Genomic DNA, 18,177 nt, shown 5'->3' with positions numbered 1-18,177 from the left:
ATGGAGCTAACAAAAATTATTTATGATATAGAAACTTTAGATAATGAAGGATTTATAAAGCTTTGCTATTTTATTAGAGATGGTGGGGAGCTAGAGGAGCAAGTAAGGTTTCAAATAGCAGAAGCCTTACAAAAGAGGGCGTTACTCGAGTTGCAAAACAACAATACAGTGGAGTTTAATTTATTTTGGAGCTATGGTGTATGTCGTGGTATAAAGAAAAATAAACTATTTAAATCATATATCCAAAAATATAAAAAAGCACACGCACATACCAATATAGATAAGCTACAAAATTTGATTTCTATTACTATCTTAGAGATTCTAAGTGGTAATGGAGAGGTTGCTTTAGAATCCTTTGCAAAAGAGTTAATGCTAGTTAAAATTGATAATAGTGTTTCTAATTTGCTTTTGTTTGTTTGTGAATTTTTCACTTGTAATAAGATACCTATAGAAGTATTTTTGAGAATCCTAAAAGAAACGCTAGGAGAATTTTCTAAGCTTAATAATGAAGAAAAGAGGAGTGTATTAAACTGGACATTGCAGTGCTTTTGGAATGTAGGACATTATATTGCTCATAGATCTTGGCTAGATATATACCCTATGATGAAAAGCATCCTTAGTAAAGCTCTAAAAGATTCCAATCTTGCTTTATCGTTGTATTTGGAATTTATTATTTATCACATCTATGGAAACTTAGCCACTTGTGGTGATGATTGGAAAAAATATAATGATGAAATAACAAAATTAACAGAATTTTATTATAAGCAATATGCAAAAAATCTAATCCCATGTAAAAAACAAAAAGCTAAGAATGGGAAAATAAAAGTAGCCCTAATAAAGGATAGAATTGTATCTAACTCACCAAATAATGTAGAGTATTCTTTTATAAAGGCATTGTTAGCCCATAAAGATATAGCTGATAATTATGAATTTAATATTATCTCTCTATCATATATTGAGAAAAGTCAAGATTCTTTAGAGTGTATGCAGGAGTATTGTAAACTTGGCGTTGATGTATATCTGCCAAGTGCATCTGTTGTGAATGATGATATATGTTACCACTCTCATCTGCAAAAGGTACTAAAAATAAGAGAGAGTATTTTAGATATAGGAATAGATATAGCTATATTTGATAATAATCTTCCTATATCTAGCTTTTTGCTAATTAGTAGATGCGCTCCTTTGCAAATTTTTTGGAGTCATGGGAATGGATACTATGATATAGAGGGTATTGATAAGAGAATAAGTCATTTTTCTCCTGAATCTCCATATAAAATAGAGCAAGTCCATGTGCCTATGGATAGAGATAAATTCTACAATCCCCAAATTGATGAAAGTCTAATAATAAAAGAAAAAGCAAAATATCCTATAAAAAACGATACCGTTGTGCTTGGTGTTATTGGTAGGCTTGTAAAAGTTGATAGTGATGAGTATTTGGAGACTATAGCAAAGATTCTAAAAGAAAATCAAAATACTATTTTCATTGCTGCTGGAAATGGAAATGAACCTGATATTAGAAAAAAGGTTGAAGCATTAGGAGTTAGTGATAGATTTTTTATGCCCGGCTTTGTTAATCCTCATGTGTATGGACATATAATTGATATATTCTGTGATACATTCCCTCTAGGACAAGGAGAGAGCTTGGATGAGTTTTTAGCTAAGAAGGGCGTATCTGTAAGCTATGAAAAAAGAGAGTATCAAGGACCAATAGAATTAAAAGAGCTAAAATATGGTGATAAAAGCTTGGTATGGGTTGAGAATTTAGAAGAGCTAACACCAGAGGTTGCAGGATTTAGTGAATTATTAGAATCTACTAAGGAAGATTATGAATATGGGCAAATAATCTTTATCTACAATAAAAAGGGAATAAAGATTCATAAAGATATAAAGCCGTATTCAATGTATGTAAAAGTAGGTACCAAAGATATGCTGACTTTTGCTGATTTTACATTGAAAGTTGAAAATGGTGGTTTTACATATATTAAAGGTTATCGTTTGCTTCCTAAGAATATTCCACTAAGTATTGGATATGCACAAAATTTAACATTGCAACAACAAAAAGGCTTTAGAGAAATTGCTAAGAAATATTATGATGTAGAAATTTTTGGTCAAGGATATACTAAAGAGCAGTATATAGAACTAGTTAGCACATTAGTAGCAAATAAAAAAATATACAAAAGAAGAGGCGAGAGAACTAAAAAAATAAAAGAAATTTATTATAATTTCGCACTAAAAGAATGCAAAAAAGGATTTTTAGAGGTGATAAATTGCAAATAGAAAACATTTATATTCCGCCACACTATAACTATATAGCTTTATTTTTAACGCTTGGGTGTAACCTATCTTGTTCTTATTGTATAAACTTAAATGAAGAGGGTTCATCTAGGAGTTCTGTTAGCAAAAAACAAATAAAACCACATGAGTGGATAGAGTTTATAAACAAAATAAAACTGCTTGATGAAAATGGCAAAGAAAGAGAAGATATACCGCTTACATTTCAAGGTGGTGAGCCTACTATGTATAAAGGATTCTATGAAGTTGTAAATGGAATAGATTCGCATTTCAAGCTTGATTTGCTAACAAATTTTATGTTTGATGTTGATGAATTTATCTCTAAAGTTAATCCTTCTAAATTTACAAGAGATGCAAAATATGCTGCAATTAGAGTTAGCTATCATCCTGGGCAAAATGATATAGATGATTTGATTATTAAGCATCACAAAATGCGTGATGCTGGATTTTATGTTGGAATCTATTCTGTTGCTACACCACAAAATCTAGAACATATAAAGGAAATTGAATTTAAGTGTAAAAATGAAGGCATTGATTTTAGGGTTAAAGAATATCTAGGTTTTGATGGCAAAGAATGGCATGGAACATATAAATATAAAGATGCAATAAGCCAAAAGATAGAGAAATATTGTGAGTGTAAAACCACAGAATTAATTGTTGGGCCTAATGGAAGTGTGTATAGATGTCATTCTGATTTGTATGAAAATAGAACACCTATTGGAAGTATTTTGGATTCTAGATTTAAAATAGAAGATATTTATCGTCCTTGCTATGTTTATGGACATTGTAATCCTTGTGATATTAAGGTTAAGACAAATAGATTCCAAGAGTTTGGTCATACTTCAGTGAGTATAAAAAATATTAGAGAACTAAAAGATAATGAAAGAGAAGCATTAAATAGAGGGAATTTTGGAATATGAATGATGTATTTAGAATAGATTCTCACAAGTTATTATTTCACCCTATGCGTGTATCAAAATGGTTTGAATCCTTTGGGGAATGGGAGAAGGAAAAAGAAATATATCCAATATATGTGGAAGTCTCTCCCTATGGAGCATGTAACCATAGATGCACATTTTGTGGTGTGGATTATATGGGCTATAAAAACATAAAAATAGACCTTGAAATTTATAAAAAAACAATACAAGAAATGGGAACTCTCGGAGTAAAAAGTGTGATGTTTGCAGGTGAGGGTGAACCATTATTGCATAGAGATTTGGATTTAATGATAGAAGCTACAAATAATGCAGGAGTTGATGTTGGAATTACTACAAACTTTGTCCCTTTAAAAAAAGAAAAATTAGAAAGAATTTTAAAAAACACAACTTGGATAAAAGCTAGTATTAATGCAGGAAATGCAGAATCTTATGCAAAGATTCATAGAACTAAAGAAGATGACTTTTATAAAGCTTTGGATAATTTAAAAGAAGCATTAAAAGCAAGAGAGCAAACAAAAAGTAATTGCACAATAGGTGTGCAAATGTTGCTTCTACCACAAAATTATAAAAGTACAATAGAGTTTGCACTTACGCTAAAAGAAGTTGGAGTTGATTATTTGGTTGTTAAGCCATATTCTCAACATCTCTTTAGCAAAACTAGAGAATATGAAGGATTAGATTATAAGGAATATTTATTTTTAGAAAAGAGTTTAAAGGATATTACTAGTGATAAATTTTCGATTATTTTTAGAGCAGATACGATGAGAAAGCTAGATGGAAATAGAGATTCTTATAAAAAGTGCTATTCTACACCGTATTTTTGGGGATATATAAGTGCTAATGGTGATGTGTATGGTTGTAGTTGCTATTTAAGCGATGAGCGATTTTCCTATGGAAATATCAATAAAAGTAGCTTTAAAGAAATTTGGCAAAGCCAAAAGAGAAGAGAAAATATAGCATTCATTCAAAATGAGCTTGATATTAAAAAGTGTAGAGTAAATTGTAGAATGGATTCTATTAATAGATATTTGTGGGAGTTAAAACACCCAAATTCTCATGTAAATTTTATATAGGAATTATTTTGAAAAACTTTATTTTAGATTCACATAAATTGCATTACCACTTACAAAGAGTAGCGGAGTTTGAAAAAAGAGGAGATTGTTATCCGATATATATGGAAGTTTCTCCTGTTGGGCTTTGTAATCATAGATGTATTTTTTGTGCTTATGATTATATTGATTATCCAAATAGACATTTGGATAAGGATAGGTTTTTAAGCTTTTTAGATGAGGCTTCATCTTTGGGGATAAAAAGCATCCTTTATGCAGGAGAAGGAGAGCCACTAATCCATAAAAATATTGCAGAGTTTGTAGAAAAAAGCAAAGAAGTTGGAATTGATTGTGGAATGTTTAGCAATGGAGAGCTATTAAGTGAGAAATTAGTGCAAAAACTATTGCCTAATTTGACATTTTTGCGTTTTAGTTTCAATGGTGGAGATGCACAAACTTATGCAAAAATTCATAAGCCAAGTAAGCGTAATACCTATGCGTGGGGGGGGCATTTTTAATGGATAAAGTGCTAAAAAATATCGAATATGCTACATCTTTTAGAAATAAAGAAAAGTTAGAGGTTGATCTAGGTTCGCAATTTGTGCTTTTAAAGGAAAATAAGGATTCTTTAATTTCTGCTATTTCTAATTTAAAAAATGCTGGAGTTGATTTTGTTTCTGTGAAACCTTTTGTGTTTCAAAATGAAGAGCAAAAATATGATAAGAATAATGGTTTTATATTACTTGATGAGATAAGAGATTTAATAAAAGAAGCAAAGAGTTATGAAGATTCAAACTTTAGTGTTATTTTTAGGGAGAATGCTTTTTTAAATAAGGAAAAAGAAAGAAATTATTCACATTGCTATGGTTGTAATTTTATTACAACACTAAATTCTGCTGGAGATATTGCAACTTGCCTTCCTTATTGGGATAAAGAGGAGTTTGTGTATGGAAATATTTACAAAGAAAGTTTTTATGAAATATGGAATGGAGAAAAAAGAAAAAAAATAAAAAGATTCTTAGAAAATGATCTAAATTGTAAGAAATGTCCTACAAATTGTCGTCCAAATGCTATTAATGAGTTTTTGGACGATATTTTAAATAAAGATGTAAAGCATAAAAATTTCATATAGGAGTCAGTTTTGGATAAAGTTACTAAGGGAAAATATTTTAATAGAATTGTAAAAGAATACGATGAAGGTCAAGTTGCTCAAATGGGGTATATGAGCTCTTATGCTTATTTTAAGCAACCAATTAGACTTGCATTAGCTGTAGCTAGATATAAGTTTGTATCTAAAATGTTCAGTGGATATGATAAGGTTTTAGAGCTTGGTTGTGCGGATGTATTTTATTTTGCGATAGTAGCTGATACGGTTGGTCATTTGGTAGCTAGTGATTATGATCCAGTTTTTATTGATCAAGCAAAACAATTAAACCGCCCAGAAAATATGACACTAACTGCACTTGATTTATCTCAAATGCAAGATGAATTTGGAGCTTTTGATGGAATTTATGCATTAGATGTGTTAGAACATATTCCAAAAGAAAGCGAAGATATGTTTATGAGAAATATACTATCTAGTTTAAAACCGCTAGATTCTGCGGGGGGGGGGGGTAATTTGATACTTGGTATCCCTTCATTAGAAAGTCAAGTATATGCAAGTGAGGGTTCAAAAGCTGAACATGTAAATTGTAAGAGTGGCGAGGAGTTTAAGGAATTTTGCAAAAAGTATTTTCATTCTGTGTTTGTCTTTAGCATGAATGATGAGGTTGTGCATACTGGGTTTTATCCTATGGCACATTATCTTTTTGCATTATGTGTTTGTCCAAGAAAAGGTAATATATGACAGATATCGCAAAAGAAATAAGAAAAACACTATTAAAATTAGCAAATCAAGCAAGAGGTCCTCATATAGGCTCTGCTTTAGGCTGTGTGGATATTTTTAGTGCTTTGTATTTTAAGGTCTTAAGATTAGACCCTTATGAAAGCAGAGATATATTTTTACTCTCAAAAGCACATTCTGCAATGAGTTTATATTCTACGTTTTATCACAAAGGATTGATGAGTGAAGAAATGCTTTTTTCATATTATCAAAATGGAGGCACACTTCCAGCTCATACAGATAGAAATACGCATAAATACATAGAAATATCAGCAGGTAGCCTGGGACATGCACTACCTATGGCTATTGGAATGGCTATGGCTTTTAAAAAAGATAAACAAGATAGAAATATTTATGTTCTAATGGGTGATGGTGAAATTCAAGAAGGAAGCATTTGGGAGGCACTTATGCTTGGGGCAAAACTAGGTTTAAATAATATCGTTGCATTAATTGATAGAAATGATTTGCAAGGCTATGGTAGGGCTAGTGAGCTATTAGACTATGAGCCATTAGAGGATAAGTTTAGAGCGTTTAGCTGGGATTGTGAGCGTGTAGATGGGCATTGTGAAGATTCTATTATAAATGCTATAAATAACAAAAAAGATAAGCCTTTATGCGTGATATGTGATACTACTAAGGGTAAGGGTGTTAGCTTTATGGAAGATAAGCTAGAGTGGCATTATTATTTGGTTACTGATGAAATTTATGCTAGAGCATTAGAGGAGCTAAAATGAGAAATACAATTGCTTCATGTATTATTGAGGTAGCAAAAAAAGATTCTAATGTTTTTTTAATTAGTGGTGATGCTGGGCTTGGTGTATGGGATAGTTTTAAAGAAGAATATAAAGATCAATATATAAATCCAGGCATTAATGAATCTTTGTGTGTAAGTATGGCTTCTGGTCTTGCTATGCAAGGAAAGAAGGCTATTTATTATAATATTGCTCCATTTGTGATTATGCGTCCTTATGAGCAAGTTAGACTTGATATTTGCTATCAAGAACTACCTGTGATTTTAGTAGGAACTGGGAGTGGTCTTACTTATATGCCAAGTGGCATGACACATTATGCGCTAGAAGATATAGGCTTAGCTTTAAGTATGCCAAATTTAGATATTTTTTCCCCATGTGATCCGCTTGAGGTTAGAGCTTGTTTTGAATACGCATATAAGAGCAATAAGCCAAGCTATATAAGAATCCCAAAAGCAGGTGAGCCAAATTTGCACAATGGAGAAATTGCTGATATTTCAAAATTACAATTTTTGCTACAAAATAATAGTGAAATTTTAATCCTCTCTCATAGCTCTATATCACAAGAAGCACTAAAAGCAGGTGAGATTCTAGGTTGTGATGTGGCTACTAAGCCATTTATAAATAGCTTTGAATTTAATTTAGAGGCTTATAAATATATTTTTGTTGTAGAAGAGCATTTTAGTTATGGTGGTTTAGGGACATTTTTAAAAAATTACACAAATGCAAAAATTGAGATTTTAGCAGTAAGCAATAAATATGTACATTTAATAGGAAATTGTGAATATGGAAGGGAATATTTTGGTATAGATTCTAAAGGAATAGTAAAATCTATAAAAGAAAGGCTATAAATGGGAAGAATATTAAATATTTTTACAAAACTACATAAAAAGACTGCTAGAGATTATATAGCAAGAATGATGGATTCTAAAATAGAATGCATGGAAGTAGCAAAAAAGTATGATGAATCTTTTTGGGATGGGGATAGAAGATATGGCTATGGTGGATATAAGTATGATGGTAGATGGGAGGCTGTGGCTAGGGATTTAATAGAAATTTATAAACTAGGTAATAATAGCAAGATTTTAGATGTGGGTTGTGGTAAGGCGTTTTTACTCTATGAGATAAAAAAGATACTTCCAAATTGTCAGATTGTGGGATTTGATATTTCAGAATATGCTTTGCAAAACGCAAAAGAAGAAGTGAAAAACAATCTTTTTAAATTTAGTGCTAAAGATCCATTTCCATTTGGAGATAAAGAGTTTGATTTGGTTATTTCTTTAGGAACTTTGCATAATTTGTCTATATATCATTTAAAAAATGCTTTTAGTGAAATGGAGAGGATTGCAAAAGATTCCTATTTCATGGTCGAATCTTACAGGAATAATAAAGAGCTTTTTAATTTGCAGTGTTGGGCATTAACTTGTGATAGCTTTTTTTCTCCTAGCGAGTGGATATGGCTTATGGGTGAGTTTGGCTATAAAGGTGATTATGAGTTTATATATTTTGAATAGGAGAAATTATGCAATATAAGATGAGTGATAGAATAATTCCAAATCAAGAACCATTTTTGGAGTATTATAAAGAAGATAGAGAATCGTTAAATGATAGAATTTTTGCAACTTGTTTAAAATACTCTAAAATAGACAATAGAGATTCTAGTTTTAAGTTTCATAAAGACTTCCCAGAGCAACAATACATGGGTACAGATCCAATAGTTAGAAAATTTCAGAGCATTTTAATATCTCAAATACAAGCTAAAAAAGTGCTAGAAATTGGGACATTTGTAGGAATGGGAACTATAAATTTAGCTAAAAGCGTTGGTGAGAGTGGAAGTGTAACTACTATTGAAAAATTTAGTGAGTTTGCAAATATTGCTAAAGAAAATTTTAAACAAGCAGGATTAGATAATATTACACTCTTAGAAGGCAATGCATTTGAAATCATACAAGATCTAACCTCTGAGAGAGGGGGGGGGGGATTTATATGACTTTATCTTCTTAGATGGAAATAAAGAGCATTATTTTGATTATTTTAATATGTTATTTCCATATTTAAGAGTTGGTGGTATTTTGATGATTGATGATGGATTTTTTGTCGGAGATATCTTAAATGATGAACCACAAACGCAAAAAGGTAAAGGTGTTAAGAAATTCTTAGAATCTCTTTTAAAAAGAGATGATGTAAATTCTTTGTTGCTTCCGCTTGGTGCTGGAAGTTGCATTGTTACAAAGCTTAGGAGTTAAATTGGGATTATTATATACAAAATATAAAGTATTTCATTATAAATACAAAATAGATTCGTTGCCAAAAGATAGGGAGATAACACCTCCTGTGCATATAAGGATAAAGCCCACTAATGTATGCAATCATGATTGTTGGTATTGTGCTTATAAGGTATCTAATTTGCAACTTGGTAAGGATATGGTTGAGAGGGATTATATACCAGAAGATAAAATGCTAGAAATAATTGATGATTGTGAGAGCATGGGTGTTAAGGCTATAACATTTAGCGGTGGTGGGGAGCCATTAGTTTATAAATACATGAAAAGTACATTGCAAAGACTTGCACAGAGCAGTATTGCTTTTGCTACACTTACAAATGGTTCAAAGTTAAATGGAGAAATAGCAGAGATTTTTGCACATAATGGAACTTGGGTTAGAGTAAGTATGGACGGCTTTAGCAATGAAAGTTATAAGAAATTTCGTGGCGTTGGGAAGGCAGAGTTTGATAAAATCATTAAAAATATGGAAGACTTTAAGAAGCTTGGTGGAAGTTGCTATCTTGGCGTTAGCTATATTGTTGGAGCTGAAAATTATAAAGAAATTTATAGTATGGCAAAAATTTTAAGCGATATTGGTGTGGATTCTATGAAAATATCCCCTACAATTACAAGCAATGATGGAGAAGAGACAAACAAATATCATAAAGAGTTTTATGAGAGTGCTAAAGAGCAGATACAAAAGGCAAAAGAATCTTTTGGTAAAGATTTGGAGATTTATGATTCATATCATTATCAACTAGGTAGCTTTGAAAAAGACTATAATTGGTGTCCTTATTCTCAAGTGCTAATGGTTATTGGTGCGGATTTAAATATTTATCCTTGTCAAGATAAGGCTTATAATTTAGATGAAGCATTGCTTGGAAGTATTAAAGATATATCTTTTAAAGAGTGGTGGTTTAATAATAAAGAGGCATTTTTTAAGGTTGATCCAACTTGTGTGTGTAATCATCATTGTGTAGCACATGAGAAAAATAAAATGATTTTAGAATATTTAAATGCTGATAAGAAGCATTTGGGATTTGTGTAGGAAATGGCATGATAAATGAAGAATATATATTGAATAAAATCTCTGCGGGGGGGGGGGCGAAATCTATCCTCTTTTAGTAGATTTCCTGAATATTTGCAAATTGAAACGACAAATGATTGCACCGCTAGGTGTGTAATGTGTGGTATCAATGAATGGAAAAAGAAAATAAGTGGTAAGTTTATGAGCGATTCTTTGTTTTTTAAAATTGCTAATGAGGTTTTAGAAAATAAAGATTTTGTAAAAAAGGTTGCGTTGTATCTTGGCAATGAGCCACTGCTTGATAAAAAGCTCGAAGAAAAGATTTTGTTTTTTAGAAATGGTGGAATAAATGTAAATTTCTCTACCAATGCTTCTTTGATGAATAAAAGCCGTGCTGTTTCTATATTAGAGAGCGGAGTAAATCATGTTAATTTCTCTTTTGATGGGCTTGATAAGCAATATTATGAATCCATGAGAAAAGGATTAAGTTTTATAGAAGTTCTTGGAAATGTGCTAGAATTTATAAATTTAAGAAATTTAAAGCATTATAAAACACAAGTTAGAATTAGTATTATTAAAAATATAAATTATATTGACGATATTCCTAGTATTGTTGATTTTTGGAAGAGATTTTTGGATTTTCAAAATGGTGATAGCATAAGGATTGATGAGTTATCTATAGATTTACAACAAAGTGGTAAAATTGCACATGATATAGAATATGATAAAGAGCAACAAAGAATTTATAATGCAAAAAATAAGCCTTGCTATACCTTGTGGAATACAATGGGGATAAAGGCGGATGGTAGCATTGCTTTGTGTTGTATTGATCAGTGTAGAGTTTATAAATTAGGAAATTTGAATGAAACAAGCATAAAAGAAAACTGGCAAAATAATAAAATTAGAGAATCTTTTAAGGAGATTCATATAAAAAGTGGTCGAGGTGGAGTTGAGTTTTGCAAAAATTGTATAGCATGGATTAACTAAGGAGTAAAAATGACAAATAAAGAATTTATATTAAACCGCATTACAGCTGCGGGGGGGGGGATTTATTAGATGATTTCCTCTCTTTTCCTAGATATGTGCAAATAGAGACAATACAGAATTGTAATGCCAGATGTGTAATGTGTGGAATAAATGAATGGCATAGAGAGACAAACAAAATGAGTGATTCTTTATTCTTGAAGGTTTCCAACGAACTTTTTGAATATAAAGATGTGATTCAAAGGGTTAGCGTCTTTTTGGGTGGAGAGCCACTGCTAGATAAAAAGTTGGCAGAGAAGATTTCTATTTTGAAAAATGGTGGCATTAAAAATGTATTTTTTACCACTAATGCTTCTTTAATGTTTAAAGATAGAGCATTGGAGATTTTAGAGAGTGGTATTACACAGATTGATATCTCGCTTGATAGTCTTAAAAAGGAAATCTATGAAAAGATTCGTGTTGGGTTAAAATTTGATGAAGTAATAAATAATGTCTTAGGTTTGATAGAGTTAAGAAATAGTGGTAATTTTGATACTAGAATAAGGATAAGAATTACCCAAATGGATTGTAATGCAAATGAAATAGAAGATTTTCGAAAGTTTTTTAAAGATAATTTTAAAGAAGGCGATAGCGTGTATTCTAAAAATCTAAATACATTTTTCATGGAAGGTGAGCTAAAAGATGATGTGAAGCAATTTACAGGGTTTAGCAAATATAAAAGTGATGAGTTTATATATCCTAAACTTCCATGTTATACACTATGGAATACCATGATAATATTAAGTGATGGCAGGGTTGGATTGTGCTGTGTAGATATGGGTAGAAATGTTATCTTAGGCGATTTGCGTAAAAATACTATAAAAGAGGTGTGGCAAGGAGAATCTTATAAGAAAATAAGAGAGATTCATCTAAAAGATGGTAGAGGTGCAATGAAAGAATGCACAAATTGTGCAACTTGGATATAAGGAGAAATATGAAAACAATAATAGTAAATTTTAAAAATAAGACAGGTGTAAATAGCGTTATCGATACTCTAAATTTAGATAAAAGTTTAAATTTAGAAGAGTTTTGTGTAAATGAGTTTTTTGGTGATTTTAAGATGGCTATTGATGAGCTAAGAGAATGTCAAAATTCTCTGCGGGGGGGGGGCAATTGATAGCCTTTAATTATCCATTACTAGAAGTAGAAGAGCAAAAAGTGTGTGAAAAATTTTTCAATGATTGCTTAAAGAGTGAAGATAATTTATATTACTATCCAAAACCAAATGAATATGTTGAAGTAGATGACTTTGCTTTCTTTTGTTTAAAAAAAGATTTAACACTAGATAATTATTACATTGAATCTCTTTATAGGAATAATCTATTAGACGTGAGTTTAAGAAATAAGATTCACCCTCTTTTAAGGAAGACTTTGGGCATAGATTCCAAGGTGTATAAGAAAGTTATTTTTAAAGAATCTAGAAAGCTTTTTAATCTTTCATATTCTTTTAAGCCTTATGATATCAATAAAGATGTACTAACAAGAGATCTAACAAAGAATCTAAGATATTTTTATAAAGCACCAGAGACAATAGGAATCCAGCTGAACAATACTTGCAATCTTTCTTGCATTATGTGCCATTACCATTCTCCAGTGTATAAGCCAACTCAAAGCACAGAATTTTTTAAAATTCCTATGAAACTAGATTCACAAGTGGTAAAAGACGCTATCCTCTATGCTTCAAAAAATGGTTGTGTGGTCGATTTTACAGGACCGGGAGAGGTGCTATTAGATGATAGGATTTATGATTTTATAAAGTTTGCTAGAGATAGTGGAGTGAAGAGAGTTGGATTTACAAGTAATGCTACTTTATTAACAAAAGATAGAAGCAAAAAGTTAATAGATAGTGGGATTTCATATATACGATTTAGCATAGATGGAGCTAATGAGAAAACATATAAAGAGATTCGTGGTGCTAGTTTAAAAAAGGTGGAAGAAAATGTAAGAGAGTTCATAAGATATGCTCAAGTTTCTAGAAGCAATGTTGAAATTAACTTAAATTGTGTGCTTGTGGAATCTAAGGGTGTTAAAAATGAAATGGGCTTATTTATGGAGAAGTGGAAAGAATATTTACCATATATTAATTATGTAAATTTTTCTAATGAAATGTTTTTAGATGAGAAAGGATTTCATAAAGAAAAAATGCCAGAAAATAGATATGTATGTCATTGGCCATTTTTTAATGGAATGTATATAGCACCAAATGGTAAGGTTAGTATTTGTTGTGCCATGCAGGCTACTTATGGCAGAAGCGAAGTGAGTGTTGGAGATGTATATAAAGATACTTTAGAAGAAATATGGAATGGAAAAACCTTAAATGCCTTAAGAAAAGAATGCCTTACACAAAAATATGAGAAGTTTAAAATTTGTCAAAGTTGTATTGAATGGGCAAATAATAGAATGGAAGATGATGGAAGTGGTAGAAATAATGGGATTGTCCATCGTAAATAAGGAGTAGATATGAATGAATTTGTAGAATATTATACTAAGCATAAAATTTCACCAGTAGCACAAGATATAAGCGATCTTAATTTGCACATAAAACGAAGGCTTAGATTATATTCTGCTTTAGGTATTAGCGGAGTTTTGTTTAAAGGTGCAAAGATATTAGAAGCAGGAGCAGGAAGTGGATATAATACTCTAGTCTTTTTGCTTCTTGGAGCTAAGGTAGATATAGTAGAGCCAAATGAGACTGGTAGAATAAAAATGCAAGAGCTTTTTAATAAATATTGTATAGATGAAGAACTATATCAGATTCATGCTTGTTGTATTGAAGATTTTAAAAGTGATGTTGAGTATGATTTTATTATTGCAGAGGGATTTTTGCCTGCATTTCCTAAAGAATATAGAAGCAAGATTGCAAAAGGATTATTGGAACATTTAAGTGATAAAAGCACACTTGTTACAACAACAATTTGCGAATTTTCTTACTTCTTTGAATACCTAAGAATCTTACTCAGCTTTGTATTGCAAGAATCTTATCAAATTTCAAAATTTGATGATTTGGTTGATATTTTTTGTGTAGCATTTAAAAGCCATCTAAATTCTTTAACTCACGCATCTCGTCCCATAGAAGAATGGGTCAAAGATACATTACCAAACCCAACTACAGAGCATTTTTCATATAGTCTAAAAGATTGTATTGTGGAGTTATCAAGTATTTATAAAATTCTCTGCGGGGGGGGGGCGATATTTGCACTATTGGTACGAATCCTTGTCTTATTCCAAATCTTAGTTGGTATAAAGATATGGATTATTCATATAAAGACACAATTAAAGATGAATTCTATAGAAAGCGACATATTTTGTTGTGCCATAAATTCAAAGATAGTATAAGAGATGAGAGATTAAATATGGAACTAGAAAAGGATATTTTGGATTTTAGAGATGAGCTTTTAAAATATAGAGAAAGCAGAAGTGAGGATATTTTAGATTCAATAATTATAAAATTAGAAGTAATAGAGACTAAAAATAGAGATTTAGGAGAGTTTTTCTCTCAAAGTCTAAAAGAATGTATAGAGCTTCTAAGAAAGAAAAATATCACAAAAGAAGAAGTTAGAGATATGAAATATTTTGCTTGTGCTTGGGGAAGAGGACAGCAGTATATTAGTTTTTGTAAAGATGATTTTAAGATTTAAAGGAATGATATGAAGTGCTTAATTTGTAATGGAGAGCTAGAAGAACTTGTAGCTAATTTAAAAGGAAATATATCAGCATATCCAAGTGGTGGTGTGTATGATTTTAGCCTTTGTATATGTAAGTCTTGCTCTTTGGTGCAAAAATACATTACAAAAGAGTATGAATCTTTGTTAGATGATGTGTATAAAAATCATTATACTTTCTTTAGCAATGAGCAAAATACGCTAAAAGGTGGAGAGGAAGAGAGGGGCAGATTAGAGATAGAATCTGTAGCGAATAAAGATGGGTTTTCTTGGCTTGATTATGGTTGTGGTGGAGGACATTTTATAAGGCTTTTAAATAAAATCCGACCAAATTTTAAAATTTATGGTTATGATGTAGCAGATGTAAATGTAGAAAAATTTAAAGATTGTAAGATTGAAAGACTATTTTTTGGTGGTGAAAAGATAGATAAAAAGTTTGATTATATTAGTCTAAATATGGTACTAGAGCATTTGTTTAATCCACTAGAGGTGCTAAAAAGTCTAGTATCAAATTTAAAAGAAAATGGAAAAATGCTAATTCGAATCCCTAATTTTAGATTCTTGCCTACTGATTTATATATCTATGAACACACAATGCATTTTCAAAAAAGCACAATAGATTTTTTATTAAATAAGGTAGGATTGAAGTTTGAAAAATTTATAAGTGGTATTCCAAATATCGAATATGCTTTGGTAGCAAGTAAAGATTCTAACCTCTGCGGGGGGGGGGGCAAAATAGATAATAATTCCTTTAGCAGTAATAAGTCTAAAGCATTAGAAGCAGTAAGGTTTGTAGAATATGTAGATAAGATAATAAGAGAATATAGGAATAAAAATATAGGAATCTTTGGAGTAAATGGCGTGGGTGCTCTTATGACATGTAGATATAAAAAAATAAATTTTATAGTAGATGAAGATGTAGCAAGACAAAAGATGTTATTTGATGGAAGGGCGATAATTTCTCCAAAAGATGCACAAGGCGATATTTTATTAGCATTTAGAAATAAGAGCGAAACAAATAGAATCTATAAAATATTATGTGAAAAATATCCCAATAAAAGATTTGTTAATTTATGTAAGGATTTTATATAATTTGAAAAAGGAAAAATATGAGTTTAATAGAAATAAAAGAGGCTAAAAGCCCAACATTCTATAAAGAAGATTCAAATTTTAGCTATATAACTAATGAGGATATAGAGTTTGTAAAAAACCATTGCAAAGAAAAAAAGCAAAGCACTAGAATCTGTCTGCATAAAAATGGTGAGAGTGATTTGCACAATATGCTAATAGCACATTTACGAGGAAACTATATAAGGCCACATAAAAATCCTACAAAAAGTAAAGCATATCAGATAGTAGATGGAGATATGCGAATAATAGGTATAAATGATATTGAAGAAAAGCTATTTGATATAAATTTGGCCAATGAAAAGATTTTAAGAATAGAAAAAGATATATATCTTTTATTGCTTCCCGTAAGTGAAGTGGTGGTATTTCATGAAATAGCTTTAGGTCCATTTATAGTGTCTAATTCTCTGCGGGGGGGGGGGCAAATATATGCCTCTTTTAGCCCACAAGAAAATGACAGAGGCGGCATAAATGAGTTTGTCGCAAAATATACCAAAGGCACTTATAACTGGCTCTAGTAGAGGTATAGGACTAGAAATAGCAAAGAGACTTCATGCACTAGGATATGAAGTAATTTTGGTAGCAAGAGATAAAGAAAGGTTGCAAAAGATAGAAGAATCCTTAAAGAATAGGATTCTTACTTATGCAATAGATTTAAGCTGTGATAAAAATAGCAAAGAATTTTTGGATTTTCTAGATTTTGTTATTAAAAATCTACCTAGTGTTGTGATACATAATGTAGGTGGTAGGCTAGAGTGTGATAGTCAGCCACTAGATTATGAATCTTTAATGAAATCAATAGATTTAAATTTAGGTGTTGCAGTATCCATAAATCATAAAATACTTCCATTTTTAAAACCAAAATCGCATTTACTTTTTATTAGCTCCGATTCTGCACTTACAGGTAATGGCGCACCTGGTTATGTAGCGAGCAAGGCAGCACTTAATGCATATATAAAAAGTACTGCAAGATTCTATGCAAAAAATGAAATCATTATAAATGGGATAATGCCGGGGATCGTAGAATTTAGTGGTAGTGTATGGTACAAGAAAAAAGAGCTTGAGAGTGAAAAATATAACAAAGCAAAAGAGGCACAACCTTTGGGTAGATTTGGCACATTAGAAGAAATATCAAGCTTTGTTGAAAAGCTAATTAATGAAAATAATATGCTAACTACTGGTGAGATATTCTTGCTAAATGGTGGTGCATAAAGGAGAAAGTATGTTAAAAACAAAAGAGGATATAGCAAAGAGATTGAATATTAAAAGCTATGAAGAAGTTTTGCAGTTTCCAAAGTATTTTGAGTTTGAAACAATAAATGCGTGTAATGCAAGATGTCTTATGTGCACTATAGATGAATGGGATGGAAATCCAAAAAAGGTGGTGAGTGATGAGTTGTGGCGTAAGTTTGTAGAGAATGTAAAGCCACATAAAGAATGGATAGAGAAGATTACTTTAACAAGAGATGGTGAGCCACTACTAGATACAAAAATAGCACAACGAATAAAAACCCTAAAAGAAGCTGGAATAAAAAAGGTAGTAATTGTAACTAATGCTCAAGCGTTAAGTAAAAGAAAATCTCAAGAGATTCTAGAAGCTGGTATTGATGAGATATATTTTAGTGTTGATGGATATTCTAAAGAGGCATATGAAAAGATTCGTGTTGGGCTTAGCTATGAGAGGGTTTTGGAGAATATTTTGTATTTTATAGTTTTAAGAGATTCTAACTTTCCTAACACAAAAATACGATTAAGAATGATAGAGCAAGAAGAAAACATGTTTGAGAGCGAATCTTGGTTGTCTTTTTGGAAAAGTAAGGTTGATTTAGAAAAAGGAGATATGGTATATGTGATGCCTCTTCACAGCTGGGGAAATCAGTTAAATACTGAATCAATAGATAAAGTAGAATATATGTCATCTTTTGCTTGTATATCGCCTTTTAGCTCTATGGCTATTCATTATGATGGTAAGGTTGGCATTTGTGGTGTGGATTATGGAAGCAAACATCTTTTGGGAGATTTTAGCAAAAGTAGTATAGAATACATTTGGCAAGAGGGATTTAAGAAAGCAAGAGAGCTTCATTTAAATTCTAAAAGAAATGATATTTGGTTGTGTCGTGGTTGCGATTTATGGGATAGAAATTATAAATATTAAGGAAGATT

The 18,177-nt window shown here is 31.1% G+C and carries 22 protein-coding genes; all 22 read left to right on the top strand.

Annotated elements, in window-relative coordinates; translation table 11 throughout:
• The 22 genes from PF021_RS05570 (at position 1) to PF021_RS05465 (ending at position 18,169) form a co-directional block, all read left to right on the top strand.
• Positions 1-2,277 (top strand): tetratricopeptide repeat protein, encoded by a 2,277-nt coding sequence (locus PF021_RS05570; RefSeq protein ID WP_271021446.1) that lies wholly within the window; start codon positions 1-3, stop codon positions 2,275-2,277.
• Entirely contained in the window at positions 2,268-3,212 is a 945-nt protein-coding gene (locus tag PF021_RS05565; protein WP_271021445.1) for a radical SAM/SPASM domain-containing protein, read from the top strand. The genes PF021_RS05570 and PF021_RS05565 overlap by 10 nt, the downstream gene beginning before the upstream one ends.
• Entirely contained in the window at positions 3,209-4,303 is a 1,095-nt protein-coding gene (locus tag PF021_RS05560) for a radical SAM protein (RefSeq protein WP_271021444.1), read from the top strand. Before PF021_RS05565 ends, PF021_RS05560 begins: the two co-directional genes overlap by 4 nt.
• An 8-nt stretch (positions 4,304-4,311) precedes the next feature.
• Positions 4,312-4,797 (top strand): radical SAM protein, encoded by a 486-nt coding sequence (locus PF021_RS05555; RefSeq protein ID WP_271021442.1) that lies wholly within the window; start codon positions 4,312-4,314, stop codon positions 4,795-4,797.
• A complete protein-coding gene (locus PF021_RS05550) occupies positions 4,797-5,411 on the top strand; it encodes a radical SAM/SPASM domain-containing protein (RefSeq protein WP_271021440.1) in 615 nt (204 codons plus the stop codon). The genes PF021_RS05555 and PF021_RS05550 overlap by 1 nt, the downstream gene beginning before the upstream one ends.
• A 9-nt stretch (positions 5,412-5,420) precedes the next feature.
• A complete protein-coding gene (locus PF021_RS05545; protein ID WP_271021439.1) occupies positions 5,421-6,125 on the top strand; it encodes a class I SAM-dependent methyltransferase in 705 nt (234 codons plus the stop codon).
• Positions 6,122-6,895, top strand: a complete 774-nt coding sequence (locus tag PF021_RS05540) for a transketolase (protein WP_271021438.1) — start codon at positions 6,122-6,124, stop codon at positions 6,893-6,895. The genes PF021_RS05545 and PF021_RS05540 overlap by 4 nt, the downstream gene beginning before the upstream one ends.
• On the top strand, positions 6,892-7,761 hold the full coding sequence (locus tag PF021_RS05535) for a transketolase family protein (protein ID WP_271021437.1): 870 nt from the start codon (positions 6,892-6,894) through the stop codon (positions 7,759-7,761). The genes PF021_RS05540 and PF021_RS05535 overlap by 4 nt, the downstream gene beginning before the upstream one ends.
• Positions 7,762-8,424: a class I SAM-dependent methyltransferase gene (locus tag PF021_RS05530; protein WP_271021435.1), complete on the top strand. Its 663-nt coding sequence runs from the start codon at positions 7,762-7,764 to the stop codon at positions 8,422-8,424. It abuts the gene before it with no gap.
• Positions 8,425-8,432: 8 nt separating this feature from the next.
• Positions 8,433-8,900, top strand: coding sequence for an O-methyltransferase (locus PF021_RS05525; protein ID WP_271021434.1), 468 nt, complete (start codon positions 8,433-8,435; stop codon positions 8,898-8,900).
• 49 nt (positions 8,901-8,949) lie between these two features.
• Positions 8,950-9,156 carry an O-methyltransferase gene (locus PF021_RS05520; protein WP_271021433.1) on the top strand — a complete coding sequence of 69 codons (207 nt, stop codon included), beginning with the start codon at positions 8,950-8,952 and terminating at the stop codon, positions 9,154-9,156.
• Between the two features lies 1 nt (position 9,157).
• Positions 9,158-10,222, top strand: a complete 1,065-nt coding sequence (locus PF021_RS05515) for a radical SAM/SPASM domain-containing protein (protein ID WP_271021432.1) — start codon at positions 9,158-9,160, stop codon at positions 10,220-10,222.
• Positions 10,223-10,315: 93 nt separating this feature from the next.
• Positions 10,316-11,188, top strand: a complete 873-nt coding sequence (locus PF021_RS05510; protein WP_271021430.1) for a radical SAM/SPASM domain-containing protein — start codon at positions 10,316-10,318, stop codon at positions 11,186-11,188.
• A gap of 95 nt (positions 11,189-11,283) precedes the next feature.
• Positions 11,284-12,150 (top strand): radical SAM/SPASM domain-containing protein, encoded by an 867-nt coding sequence (locus PF021_RS05505; protein WP_271021429.1) that lies wholly within the window; start codon positions 11,284-11,286, stop codon positions 12,148-12,150.
• Positions 12,151-12,158: 8 nt separating this feature from the next.
• The gene (locus tag PF021_RS05500) at positions 12,159-12,341 is read left to right on the top strand and encodes a hypothetical protein (RefSeq protein ID WP_271021427.1); all 183 of its coding nucleotides are present in this window, start codon (positions 12,159-12,161) and stop codon (positions 12,339-12,341) included.
• Positions 12,308-13,675, top strand: a complete 1,368-nt coding sequence (locus PF021_RS05495) for a radical SAM/SPASM domain-containing protein (protein WP_271021425.1) — start codon at positions 12,308-12,310, stop codon at positions 13,673-13,675. Before PF021_RS05500 ends, PF021_RS05495 begins: the two co-directional genes overlap by 34 nt.
• 9 nt (positions 13,676-13,684) lie before the next feature.
• Positions 13,685-14,560 carry a methyltransferase domain-containing protein gene (locus PF021_RS05490; RefSeq protein ID WP_271021424.1) on the top strand — a complete coding sequence of 292 codons (876 nt, stop codon included), beginning with the start codon at positions 13,685-13,687 and terminating at the stop codon, positions 14,558-14,560.
• A gap of 17 nt (positions 14,561-14,577) precedes the next feature.
• The gene (locus PF021_RS05485; RefSeq protein WP_271021423.1) at positions 14,578-14,862 is read left to right on the top strand and encodes a hypothetical protein; all 285 of its coding nucleotides are present in this window, start codon (positions 14,578-14,580) and stop codon (positions 14,860-14,862) included.
• Between the two features lie 9 nt (positions 14,863-14,871).
• A complete protein-coding gene (locus tag PF021_RS05480; protein ID WP_271021422.1) occupies positions 14,872-15,978 on the top strand; it encodes a class I SAM-dependent methyltransferase in 1,107 nt (368 codons plus the stop codon).
• Positions 15,979-15,995: 17 nt separating this feature from the next.
• On the top strand, positions 15,996-16,532 hold the full coding sequence (locus PF021_RS05475) for a WbuC family cupin fold metalloprotein (protein ID WP_271021421.1): 537 nt from the start codon (positions 15,996-15,998) through the stop codon (positions 16,530-16,532).
• Positions 16,486-17,226 carry an SDR family oxidoreductase gene (locus PF021_RS05470; RefSeq protein WP_271021420.1) on the top strand — a complete coding sequence of 247 codons (741 nt, stop codon included), beginning with the start codon at positions 16,486-16,488 and terminating at the stop codon, positions 17,224-17,226. The genes PF021_RS05475 and PF021_RS05470 overlap by 47 nt, the downstream gene beginning before the upstream one ends.
• A 10-nt stretch (positions 17,227-17,236) precedes the next feature.
• Positions 17,237-18,169: a radical SAM protein gene (locus PF021_RS05465; protein WP_271021419.1), complete on the top strand. Its 933-nt coding sequence runs from the start codon at positions 17,237-17,239 to the stop codon at positions 18,167-18,169.
• Positions 18,170-18,177: the final 8 nt, after the last annotated feature.

This window comes from Helicobacter ibis (assembly GCF_027859255.1).
Classification (GTDB): domain Bacteria; phylum Campylobacterota; class Campylobacteria; order Campylobacterales; family Helicobacteraceae; genus Helicobacter_D; species Helicobacter_D ibis.
This window is presented reverse-complemented; position numbering and strand designations above follow the sequence as displayed.